The 11,580-nt window shown below is 73.7% G+C and carries 8 protein-coding genes; 7 read left to right on the forward strand and 1 reads right to left on the reverse strand.

Going from position 1 to position 11,580, the window contains the following annotated elements; all coding sequences use genetic code 11:
* Positions 1-169: 169 nt before the first annotated feature.
* From FU792_RS05515 to betT, 4 genes are read left to right on the forward strand one after another with little or no spacing between them, the layout of a single operon-like run.
* Positions 170-1,540, forward strand: a complete 1,371-nt coding sequence (locus tag FU792_RS05515) for an aldehyde dehydrogenase family protein (protein WP_420876862.1) — start codon at positions 170-172, stop codon at positions 1,538-1,540.
* 27 nt (positions 1,541-1,567) lie between these two features.
* Positions 1,568-1,705: a hypothetical protein gene (locus tag FU792_RS19140; RefSeq protein ID WP_420876863.1), complete on the forward strand. Its 138-nt coding sequence runs from the start codon at positions 1,568-1,570 to the stop codon at positions 1,703-1,705.
* Positions 1,702-3,462 carry a choline dehydrogenase gene (betA, locus tag FU792_RS05520; protein ID WP_022924729.1) on the forward strand — a complete coding sequence of 587 codons (1,761 nt, stop codon included), beginning with the start codon at positions 1,702-1,704 and terminating at the stop codon, positions 3,460-3,462. The genes FU792_RS19140 and betA overlap by 4 nt, the downstream gene beginning before the upstream one ends.
* A complete protein-coding gene (gene betT / locus FU792_RS05525; protein WP_022924728.1) occupies positions 3,459-5,495 on the forward strand; it encodes a choline BCCT transporter BetT in 2,037 nt (678 codons plus the stop codon). The genes betA and betT overlap by 4 nt, the downstream gene beginning before the upstream one ends.
* Before the next feature lie 59 nt (positions 5,496-5,554).
* Here the strand turns inward: betT and FU792_RS05530 are convergent, their stop codons facing one another.
* Positions 5,555-7,096 carry a DEAD/DEAH box helicase gene (locus tag FU792_RS05530; RefSeq protein WP_022924727.1) on the reverse strand — a complete coding sequence of 514 codons (1,542 nt, stop codon included), beginning with the start codon at positions 7,094-7,096 and terminating at the stop codon, positions 5,555-5,557.
* A 152-nt stretch (positions 7,097-7,248) separates the two neighbouring features.
* Between FU792_RS05530 and FU792_RS18405 the strand changes: the two genes are divergently transcribed.
* From FU792_RS18405 to FU792_RS18410, 3 genes are all read left to right on the forward strand, one after another.
* A complete protein-coding gene (locus FU792_RS18405) occupies positions 7,249-7,614 on the forward strand; it encodes an alpha/beta fold hydrolase (protein WP_275100747.1) in 366 nt (121 codons plus the stop codon).
* Entirely contained in the window at positions 7,518-8,093 is a 576-nt protein-coding gene (locus FU792_RS05535; RefSeq protein ID WP_275100768.1) for an alpha/beta fold hydrolase, read from the forward strand. Before FU792_RS18405 ends, FU792_RS05535 begins: the two co-directional genes overlap by 97 nt.
* Positions 8,094-8,185: 92 nt before the next feature.
* Entirely contained in the window at positions 8,186-11,572 is a 3,387-nt protein-coding gene (locus FU792_RS18410; RefSeq protein ID WP_022924725.1) for a DEAD/DEAH box helicase, read from the forward strand.
* The last annotated feature ends 8 nt before the right edge of the window (positions 11,573-11,580 follow it).

An 11,580-nucleotide genomic window follows, 5' to 3' on the forward strand; every position in this document is an offset into this window, starting at 1 on the left:
CGCACCGCCGGTGAGGAGCAGCGAGGTCCAGAAGACCGCACCCAGCCGTGGGGTGCCCGTGGTGTCCTGCGCCGTCGCCCGGCTCATGCCCGACCACCCTAGCGACCCCCGCCACGCAGCCGGTCCCGCTCGCTAAAGTGGGGCGACGGTCCCCGACGAAGGAGAGACGATGCCCACGCTCTACATCGAGGGACGGTGGCGGTCCTCCGCCTCGGGCCGGACCCGCGAGATCACCTGCCCGGCCGACCGACAGGTGGTCGCCACGGTCGACGAGGCAGACGCCACCGACGCCGAGGCGGCGGTCGCGGCTGCCCGGACCGCCTTCGACCGCGGTGGCTGGCCGCAGACCCCGACGCCGGAGCGGGCCGCCGTGGTGCGCCGGGTCGCCGACCTGCTGGAGGCCGAGCTGGAGGACGTGGCCCGGCTGGAGTCGCTCGACACCGGCAAGCGGATGGCTGAGTCGCGCATCGACATGCAGGACATCATCGGGGTCTTCCGGCACTTCGCCGATCTCGCGCAGTACGAGGCGGGCCGGGTCGTGGACACGGGTATGCCGGGGGTCTCCTCCCGGGTCGTGCACGAGCCGGTGGGCGTCTGCTCGCTCATCACCCCGTGGAACTTCCCGCTGCTGCAGACCTCGTGGAAGGTCGCCCCGGCCCTCGCGGCGGGCAACACCTTCGTCCTCAAGCCGAGCGAGCTGACCCCGCAGACGGCGATCTGGCTCCTGGGGGCCCTGGAGCGGGCCGGCCTACCCGCCGGGGTCGGCAACCTGGTCACCGGGGCCGGCGCCGACGTCGGCCCGACGCTGACCTCGCACCCCGACGTCGACCTCGCCTCCTTCACCGGCGGCGTGGTCACGGGGCGGACCATCATGGCGGCCGCCGCGCCCACCGTGAAGCGGGTGGCGCTGGAGCTCGGCGGCAAGAACCCCAACGTCGTCTTCGCCGACGCCGACCTCGAGGCGGCGGTCGACAACGCGCTGACCGCGATCTTCCTGGACTCGGGTCAGGTCTGCTCCGCCGGTGCGCGACTGATCGTCGAGGAGAGCGTGCACGACGAGGTCGTTCACGAGCTCGTCCGGCGCGCCGGTCGCATCCGGATGGGTGGGCCCTTCGACGAGCGCGCCGAGACCGGGCCGCTCATCAGCGACGCCCACCGGGACAAGGTCGCCGCCTACGTCGACGCGGCCCGTGCCGAGGGGGCGGTCGTGCGCTGCGGCGGCGAGATCCCCGGAGGTGAGCTCGAGGGGGGCTGCTACTACCCGCCGACGATCCTCGACGGGTGCCGCACCGAGATGGCCTGCGTGCAGGAGGAGTCCTTCGGCCCGGTGCTCACGGTCGAGACCTTCTCCGGGGCCGACCGGGACGGCGCCGAGGACGCCGCGGTGGCGCTGGCCAACGACACGATCTACGGCCTGGCCGGCGCGGTCTGGACCCAGGACGCGGGCCGCGCCGAGCGGGTCGCCGGCCGGCTGCGGCACGGCACCATCTGGATCAACGACTACCACCCCTACGTCCCGCAGGCCGAGTGGGGCGGATGAAGCAGTCCCATCGGGCGCGAGCTCGGCGTGGCGGGGCTGCACGAATACCTCGAGACCAAGCACATCTGGCACAACACCCGGCCCGCCGTGGCCGACTGGTTCGACCGCGGCGCGCCGCAGGACGCGGCGCCCGCCGCCCACGACACCCCGGAGGAGCAGGTATGAGGACGCGCTACGACTACGTCATCGTCGGCGGGGGCTCGGCCGGGTCGGCCCTGGCCAACCGGCTGTCGGCCGACGCGTCCTCCACGGTGCTCGTGCTGGAGGCGGGACGCGCGGACTTCCTGCTCGACCCGCTCATCCACATGCCCGCCGCGCTGATGTTCCCCTCCGGCAACCCGCTCTACGACTGGGCCTACGAGACCGACCCGGAGCCGCACATGGGCGGGCGCCGGGTGCCGCACGCCCGCGGCAAGGTGCTCGGCGGGTCCTCCTCGATCAACGGCATGATCTTCCAGCGCGGCAACGCCGGCGACTACGACACGTGGGCCACCTTCCCCGGGATGGCGGACTGGGACTACGCCCACTGCCTGCCCTACTTCAAGCGGATGGAGACCTGCCTGGCCGGGGCGGACGCCTGGCGCGGTGGCGCCGGACCGCTGAAGATGGAGCGGGGGCCGGCCTCCAGCCCGCTCTTCCAGGCCTTCTTCGAGGCGACCGGACAGGCGGGCTACTCCCGCACCGACGACGTCAACGGCTACCGCCAGGAGGGCTTCGCGCCCTTCGACCGCAACGTCTACCGGGGCAGCCGGCTCTCGGCCTCCCGGGCCTACCTGCGTCCGGTCCGTGACCGTGCCAACCTCGACGTCGCCACCCTCGCCATGGCGACCGGGCTGCGCTGGTCCGGGACCCGCGTCACCGGGGTGGACTTCGTCCGCCCGGGCCGTCGCCACGGGTCGGTGGAGGCCGGCGAGGTCATCCTGTGCGGGGGCGCCTTCAACTCCCCGCAGCTGCTCCAGCTCTCCGGCGTGGGCGACCCCGAGGTGCTGCGCGCCGCGGGCGTCGAGCCGCGCGTCGACCTGCCCGGGGTGGGGGAGAACCTGCAGGACCACCTCGAGGTCTACCTCCAGCACACCAGCCTGCAGCCGGTGTCCATCGCGCCGTGGCTCAAGAAGTGGAAGGCGCCGTGGATCGGGGCGCAGTGGCTCTTCCTCGACAGCGGGGTCGGGGCCAGCAACCACTTCGAGGGCGGTGGCTTCATCCGCACCAACGACGAGGTGGCCTACCCCAACCTCATGTTCCACTTCCTGCCGATCGCGGTGCGCTACGACGGCACCGCGCCGGAGGGCAAGCACGGCTACCAGGTGCACATCGGGCCGATGAACTCCGACGTCCGGGGCCGGGTGCGGATCACCGACGCCGACCCGACGCACCACCCCTCCATCCTGTTCAACTACCTCTCCACCGAGCGCGACCGGCGGGAGTGGGTCGAGGTCATCCGGGCGGCCCGGCACATCCTGTCCCAGCCGGCCTTCGCCCCCTTCGACGGCGGCGAGATCTCGCCCGGCCCGACGGTCGAGACCGACAAGGAGATCATCGACTGGGTCGCGCAGGACGCGGAGACGGCGCTGCACCCGTCGTGCTCGGCGAGGATGGGCAGCTCGGACGACGAGATGGCGGTCGTGGACCCTGCGTCGATGCGGGTGCACGGCACCGAGGGGCTGCGCGTCGTGGACGCCTCGGTCTTCCCGACGATCACCAACGGCAACATCTACGCCCCCGTGATGATGGTGGCCGAGAAGGCCGCCGACCTCATCGCGGGCAACACCCCGCTGGCGCCGGAGCACCCGCCGGTGTTCCGCGCCGGGCAGGGTAGGCCGCTCTACCCGCCGGGCGATCCCCGCAACGAGGCGTGGGACACCCGGGAGGAGGTGCCGAGCGCGCTACGCGCGATGGCCACCGACAGGGAGGACGACCGATGAGCACGACGCCCGACACCGCCCCGGAGGAGCTCGACCCGCCCACGGCACCGCGGACGAAGTGGACCGTGCTCGCGGTGGCCGGCGCGATCACCGTCGCCGTCGCGCTGTGGGCGCTCGTCGCGCCGACCCAGTCCTCGGAGGTGCTGGGCGTCGTCGTCGGCTGGACCTCGGAGTGGTTCGGCTGGTTCTACATCGCGCTGGCGACCGTCATCCTCGTCTTCGTCCTCTACCTCGGGGTGCGCCACTCCCGCGTCCGGCTGGGCCAGGACGACGACCGCCCGGAGTTCTCCACCTTCGCCTGGGCCTCGATGCTCTTCGCCGCCGGCATCGGCACCGACGTCATGTTCTACGCCGTGGCCGAGCCGGCCTCGCAGTACCTCTACCCGCCGCAGGGGGAGGGCGGGACGCTGGAGGCCGCCCGCGAGTCCACCGTCTGGACGCTGTTCCACTACGGCATCACCGGGTGGGGGATGTATGCCCTCATGGGCATCGCGCTCGGCTACTTCGCCCACCGGGTCGGGCTGCCGCTCGCCGTCCGGTCCACGCTCTACCCGCTCATCGGGCGGCGGGTGAAGGGCCCCATCGGTGACGCGGTCGACATCGCCACCGTCATCGGCACCATCTTCGGCGTCGCGACCTCGCTGGGGATCGGCGTCGTCATGCTCAACGTCGGCCTCGACGTGCTCTTCGGGGTGCCCCAGGGCATACCCGCGCAGATCGGGCTGGTCGTCCTGGCCATCGTCGTCGCCACCATCTCCGCGACCACCGGGGTGGACCGCGGCATCCGCATCCTCAGCCAGCTCAACGTGCTGCTCGCCATCGCCCTCGCCGGCTGGGTGCTCATCACCGGCGAGACCGCCTTCCTGCTGCGCGGCATGATGATGAACGTCGGCGACTTCGTCTCGATGTTCCCCGGGATGACCCTGGACACGATGGCCTTCGACTACCCGGCCGAGTGGATGGGCTTCTGGACCCTCTTCTTCTGGGCCTGGTGGATCGCCTGGGCTTCCTTCGTCGGGATGTTCCTGGCCCGCATCTCCAAGGGACGGACCATCGGCCAGTTCGTCCTCGGCACGATGACCATCCCGTTCAGCTACATCGTCATGTGGGTCACGATCTTCGGCAACAGCGCGGTCCGGCAGATCCGGGAGGGTGACGCGGAGTTCGGCGAGGCCGCCGTGAACACCCCCGAGCTGGGCTTCTTCACCCTGCTCCAGCAGTATCCGTTGGCGCTCGTGGTCGTCGCGCTCGCGACCTTCGTCGGGCTGCTGTTCTACGTCACCTCCGCCGACTCCGGTGCCCTGGTGATGGCGAACCTCTCCTCCGAGCTGCCGCACGGCGACGACGACGCCCGGGCGTGGCTGCGGATCCTGTGGTCGGTCGCCACCGGCGTGCTGACGATCGCCATGCTGCTCGTCGGGGGCATACCGGCGCTGCAGAGCGCCACCATCATCATGGGGCTGCCCTTCGCCTTCGTCATCATCGCGGTGATGGTCGGGCTGCACCGGGCGCTGGAGACGGAGAAGACCCGCGAGGGGGCGTTGCAGAGCTCGCTGACCTCCTCGCTCGTCGGGCGCGAGGCGTCCGCGGTGCCGTGGCGGCTGCGGCTCGCCCGGACCTTCGGGACGGTCTCGGTGCCGCAGGCGCAGGAGCGGATGTCTGGTGTCGTGGTGCCCGCGCTGGAGTCGGTGCGCGGCGCCCTGCTCGAGCAGGGGGTGCAGGCCGAGGTGCTCGTCACCGAGGTTGACCCCGACGCGCGGGTGGTGCAGACCGCGACGTTGCAGGTGTCCGGGGAGAGCGAGGCCTCCGGGTTCAGCTACCCGGTGCAGATCCGGCGCACCCCGGCCCCCACCTTCGGCACGCGCTCGCTGGACGCGCGGGACCGCACCACCCGGCTGCAGGTGGCGCAGCCCATCGCTGGGGGCTACGACCTCATGGGCTACGACGCTGAGGACGTCTGCCACGACGTGCTCGACCAGTACGAGCGCTGGGCGGCCAGCTCGGCGATGGTCGCCGAGGGCCGCGAGCACTAGCCCACCGGCGTCCCGGTGGCGGCGTCGGCGGTGGCAGCGCCTCCGCCGACGGCTGCGGGTCAGCGGCGGCGACCGCTCCCGCTGGAGGTGGAGAAGGCGACGATCGAGCCGCCCGAGGTCTGCTGCCGGCCCTGCCGGCGGCGGGTCTGGCCCTGCCCCTGACCGGTGCGACCGGATCCCTGGCCGCCGCGGCCCGACCCCTGGTCCTGGCCGCCGCGCCGGGGGCCGCCCTGGGTGCGGTCGCCGCGACCTGTGCCCGGACCGCCACGCCGGGACGACCCGTCCTGGGTTCGGCGTGACGCGCGCCCCTGCTGGCTACCGCCCTGGCCGGTGCGTCGGGACCCCTGACCCTTCGGGCCGCCCGCGCGTCCGGAGCCCTGGCGGCCGCCGCCCTGGGCGGGCGCCTGGATCGTGAGACCACCCGGGACCAGCGTGCGCTCACCCGGGGCCAGCTCGGCGAGGATGGGGTGCCCCGCGTCGGCGCGGGTCGTCGTGGGCTTGATGCCCGCCGCCCGGGTCAGCGAGCGGACGTCGCGCACCTGCTCGTCGGTCATCAGGGTCACGACGGTGCCACCGGCACCGGCGCGCGCGGTGCGACCCGAGCGGTGCAGGTAGGCCTTGTGCTCCACCGGCGGGTCGGCGTGCACCACGAGCGAGACGTCGTCGACGTGGATGCCGCGGGCGGCGATGTCGGTCGCGACGAGCGTGGAGGCCTGGCCGGAGTGGAAGGCGTCGAGGTTGCGGGTCCGGGCGTTCTGCGCCAGGTTGCCGTGCAGCTCGACCGTCGGCACGCCCGCGCCGTTGAGCTGCTTGGCCAGCTTCTTGGCGCCGTGCTTGGTCCGGGTGAAGACGACCGTGCGGCCCGGGGCCGAGCCGAGGTCGGTGAGCACGGCGAGCCGCTGCCCGGCGTCGATGTGCAGCACGTGGTGGTCCATCGCCGCCACGGGCGACTGCTCCGAGTCGGCGTGGTGGGTCACCGGGTCGTGCAGGTAGCGCCGGGCGATGACGTCGACCCCCGAGTCGAGGGTCGCGGAGAAGAGCATCTTCTGGCCTCGCCGAGGGGTGCGGTCCAGCAGCCGCTTGACGACCGGCAGGAAGCCGAGGTCGGCCATGTGGTCGGCCTCGTCGAGGACGGTCACCTCGATGCCGGACAGGTCGGCGTGGCCCTGGCCGAGGAGATCCTCGAGGCGGCCCGGGCAGGCGACGACGACGTCCACCCCGGCTTGCAGCGCGCGGACCTGCGGGTTCTGGCCGACCCCGCCGAAGATCGTCACGTGCGCGAGCCCCGCCTGCGCGGCGAGCGGCTCCAGCGAGGAGGCGATCTGTCCGGCCAGCTCACGGGTGGGCGCCAGGATCAGCGCGCGCGGCAGGCGCCCGCGGCGGCGGCTGGCCGAGGGATCGGCCAGCAGCCGGGCCACGACCGGCAGCAGGAAGGCGAAGGTCTTGCCCGACCCGGTGCGGCCGCGGCCGAGAACGTCGCGGCCGGCCAGCGAGTCCGGCAGCGTGGCGGCCTGGATGGGGGTCGGGACGGTGATGCCGCGGGCGGCGAGCACGTCGGTGAGGGAGGAGGGCACGCCGAGGTCGGCGAAGGAAGAGGTCACGGGGATCTTTCGGGACGGATGCGGTGTCCCACCCGGCGCGTCGCGCGTCCGTGGCGGCCGGTGGCCGCGAGATCGGCACCCCGAGGTGAGACGGTGCGGGATGCGACACCAGTCTATCGCAACGCGGGGCTTCCACCGGCCATGATGGGGTCGTGGACAGCGACGGTGACCGGGTCGAGCAGCTCAGCCACGCCGGGCTGCGGCACCAGGCGCTCGTCGGCGGCCCCTGCGGCGGCGAGCCGGTGGTGCTGCTGCACGGCTTCCCCCAGGACGCGACCGCCTGGCGGGCGCTCGCGCCGCTGCTGCACGATGCCGGGCTGCGGACCCTCGCCCCGCACCAGCGTGGCTACGGGCCCGGGTCGGCGCCGACCTGCGTCTCCGCCTACCGGCTGGACTCCCTCGTCGGGACGTCCTGGCCTGGCTGGACGCGCAGGGCTGGGCCCGCGCCCACGTCGTCGGCCACGACTGGGGTGGCGCGGTGGCCTGGGCCCTCGGGGCGTGGCACCCCGCGCGGGTGAGCACGCTCACCGTGCTCTCCACGCCGCACCCGGCCGCGCTGCGCTGGGCGGTGCGGCACGGCGACCAGGCCCGGCGCAGCTGGTACGTCGCGGGCTTCCAGGTCCCTCGCGTGCCCGAGCTCGTCATGGCCCGGGCGCTGCGTCGGGGGGAGCTGCGGCGCACCGGGCTGCCCGCGGACGACGCCGTCCGGTATGCCGCGCGCCTGGGCTCCGCCGCACGCCTGCGCGGACCGGTCAACTGGTACCGCGCCGCGGCCCGCGGCGGGTCCCGGTCCGTCGGCACCGTCGCCGTGCCGACGGCATACCTCTGGGGTGCCCGCGACCCCTTCCTCGGACGCGCGGCGGCGGAGCGCACGGCGCACCACGTGGTCGGCGACTACCGGTTCACCGAGCTGGGTGCCGGGCACTGGCTGCCGGAGACCCGGGCGCGGGAGGTGGCCGCCACGATCCTCGGGCGGGTGGGTACGCCAGGGCACTGACCGCGCCGAGGGTCGGGCTCGGTGCACGATCGGTGGCGCAGCCTGTGGACGATCCGCCCGGTCTGTCACCCCCGAGCCCTAGGCTCGGTGCCATGTCCACGGATCTCGCCGCCGCCGACTGGGTGCTGCGGGTCCAGGACCAGGACCTGCGCTCCGAGGTCGGCGAGCTGACCTTCGCCCGGGCGCAGGGGTATGCCGACTCCGGTCAGGTCCGCACCCTGGTCACGGGGCCGGACGGCGCCGCCCTGGTCGGCACGGTGACCGGCGGTCGCGGACACGTCTACCAGACGGTGGTCCGGATCCACGACCGCGAGGTGCTGGTCTGGAGCGGCCAGTGCAGCTGCCCGGTCGGTCAGGACTGCAAGCACGCCGTGGCCGTTCTCATGACGGCGCGGGCCCGGCTGCGCGCCCGCAGCTCGACCCGGTCCGGCTGGGAGGCCGCGCTGGCGCCGCTGCTGCAGGGTGGGGCCGCCAGGGGCGGCACCGCGGCAGGGCACCGGCTGGGGCTGCAGGTCTCGCTCACCCAGGGCCCCGGGGGTCGGGACGAGCGCACCCGGGTCGGGCTGCAGCCCGTGCGGCCGGGCCGGAGCAAGCCGTGGGTCGGGCAGGGTGTCGGGTGGGACGAGCTGACCAACCGCTGGTCGCGGGTGGAGGTGGACCCGCGGCACCGCGCCCTGCTGGCCCAGCTCGCGGCGCTGGGCAAGAGTTCGGGCTTCGGCTACTTCTACTCCTCGGCCAAGGAGCTGCCGCTCGGGGAGATCGGTGCCGTGGCCTGGCCGGTGCTGCGCCAGGTGGTCGAGGCCGGGGTCCCCCTGGTGGGTGGTCGCGGGGTGGCCGACGTGGTGCTGGGGGCAGGCACGGCACGGGCCGGGCTCGACGTCACGCGACGCGAGGACGGTGGCCTGCTCGTCCGCGCCCGTGTGGAGGACCTCGACGGACCCGGGGACGCCGACACCGGTCCTGACGTCCACGCCGACCCCCACGCCGACAACGACCAGGAACCCCAGGCCGACCGCGACCCTGACTCCGACGTCAGCCCCGGGCACGAGGTCTTCCTCGTCGGCAGGCCGGCCCACGGACTGGGTCGGCTCGACGCGTCCGGGAGGCTCACCCTGCTGCCGCTGACCGAGCCGGTGCCCGACGTCGTCGTCGCGCTGCTCGAGTCCGGCCGCACGATGGAGGTCCCGGCCGACGACGTCCCCCGCTTCCTCACGACCTACTACCCGGCCCTGGCCCGTCAGGTGCGCCTCACCTCGAGCGACGGCAGCGTCGTGACCCCGGCCGACCGCCCGCCACGCCTCCGGCTCGAGATCACGCCGGAGGCCGGGCACGTGCTGCACCTGCGGTGGACCTTCGCCTACGCCGTGCCCGCCGTGACCGGGAGCGAGGAGGTGGCCGTCGTCGGCCTGGGGCCGGGGCAGGACGATCCGGTGCGCGACGACCGCGCCGAGGAGCAGGCCCTCGCCGCGGTCCTGCCGTTGCTCGAGGACACCCCGGGCCTGGTGGACCACGGGCGGGCGGGTGCGCACACCCTGCGTCCCCGCGCGCTGCTCACCGGCATCGGCACGGCCCGCTTCGCGACCGAGGTTCTGCCCAGGCTCGAGGAGTCCGACCAGCTCGACGTCCTGGTGCACGGCGACCTCGCGACCTACGAGGAGGCCGACGAGGCCCCGGTCGTGCACCTGCGCACCACCGAGGCGGAGGAGGGCGACTGGTTCGACCTGCGCGTGCAGGTCCTGGTGGGGGAGACCGAGATCCCCTTCGACCAGCTCTTCGCGGCGCTCTCCCTCGGCCAGGACGAGCTGCTCCTGGAGTCCGGGCTCTGGCTGCGTCTGGACCAGCCCGAGCTGCGCGACCTGCGCCGGCTCATCGAGGAGGCCCGCGAGCTCGCCGACGACGACGGCGAGGAGGACCCTGCGCGCGTGCGGCTCTCGCCCTACCAGGCGGGGCTCTGGGAGGAGCTGGTCGAGCTCGGGGTGGTGCACGACCAGGAGGGACGCTGGCGCGAGCGGGTGGACTCGTTGCTGGCGCTGGGCGACGGGGACCGTGGCCTGGTGCAGGCCCCGGCCGCGCTGGAGGCGACCCTACGGCCCTACCAGCTGGCGGGATACCGCTGGCTGGCCGGCCTCTGGGACGCCGGCCTGGGCGGCATCCTCGCCGACGACATGGGGTTGGGCAAGACGCTGCAGGCGCTCGCGACGGTGGTCCGGGCCGAGGATCGCGGTGACCTCGCCGGCGGCCCGGTCCTCGTCGTGGCCCCGACCAGCGTCGTCGGCGCCTGGGCCGAGCAGGCGGCGCGCTTCGCCCCGCACCTGCGCACGACGACGATCACCGCGACCCGGCGGCGCCGAGGAGCCGACCTGGCGTCCGCCGTCGGGGGCGCCGACCTCGTCATCACCTCCTACACCCTGCTGCGGCTGGAGGCGGAGGCCTACCGCGCGCTGCCGTGGAGCGCGGCGATCCTGGACGAGGCGCAGGTGGTGAAGAACCGCAGGTCGGCCACCTACCAGGCGGTCCGTCGGCTGGGTGCCGACCGGACCGTCGCGATGACGGGCACCCCGATGGAGAACACCCTCATGGACCTGTGGTCCATGACCTCGCTCGCCTCGCCCGGCCTGTTCTCGCGGCCCGAGACGTTCACCGAGCGCTACCGCAAGCCCATCGAGTCCGGCGAGGCGCCGCTGGCGCTGGACCGGCTGCGGCAGCGGATCCGACCGTTCATGCTGCGGCGGACCAAGGCGGAGGTCGCCGCCGACCTGCCGGACAAGATCGAGCAGACGCTGGGCATCGAGCTGCACCCGGCGCACCGCCGGGTCTACGACCAGCACCTCCAGCGGGAGCGGCAACGGGTGCTCGGACTGCTCGCGGACCTCGACAAGAACCGCATCGCGATCTTTCGCTCGCTGACCCTGCTGCGCCAGCTCGCGCTCGACCCGGCGCTGGTGGACGAGGAGCACGCCGGGCTCGCGCGCTCGGCCAAGATCACCGCCCTGCTGGAGCAACTCACCGAGGTCGCTGCGGAAGGTCACCGGGCGCTGGTCTTCTCCAGCTTCACCGGCTACCTCTCGCGGGTGCGGATCGCCCTGGAGGAGGCCGGGATCGGGTATGCCTACCTCGACGGCCGGACCCGTGACCGGGCAGCCCGGATCGCGGCCTTCCGCGAGGGCGACGTGCCGGTCTTCCTCATCAGCCTCAAGGCCGGCGGCGTGGGGCTGACCCTGACCGAGGCCGACTACGTCTACGTCCTCGACCCCTGGTGGAACCCGGCCGCCGAGGCCCAGGCCGTGGACCGCACCCACCGGATCGGGCAGCACCGCACCGTCCACGTCTACCGGATGGTGTCCAGCGGCACCATCGAGGAGAAGGTCGTGGCCCTGCAGGAGCGCAAGCGCCGGCTCTTCAGCACCGTGGTCGACTCCGGCGAGTTCGCCACCGGCACGGTGACCGCGGCGGACATCCGGGGGCTCGTCGAGGGGTGAGAGGCTGA

The organism is Serinicoccus marinus DSM 15273, from assembly GCF_008386315.1.
Classification (GTDB): domain Bacteria; phylum Actinomycetota; class Actinomycetes; order Actinomycetales; family Dermatophilaceae; genus Ornithinicoccus; species Ornithinicoccus marinus.

Coding starts and splice junctions, on each gene's coding strand:
- betT (WP_022924728.1), top strand. CDS start 3,459: ATGAGCACGACGCCCGACACCGCCCCGGAGGAGCTCGACCCGCCCACG.
- betA (WP_022924729.1), top strand. CDS start 1,702: ATGAGGACGCGCTACGACTACGTCATCGTCGGCGGGGGCTCGGCCGGG.
- FU792_RS05515 (WP_420876862.1), top strand. CDS start 170: ATGCCCACGCTCTACATCGAGGGACGGTGGCGGTCCTCCGCCTCGGGC.
- FU792_RS18410 (WP_022924725.1), top strand. CDS start 8,186: ATGTCCACGGATCTCGCCGCCGCCGACTGGGTGCTGCGGGTCCAGGAC.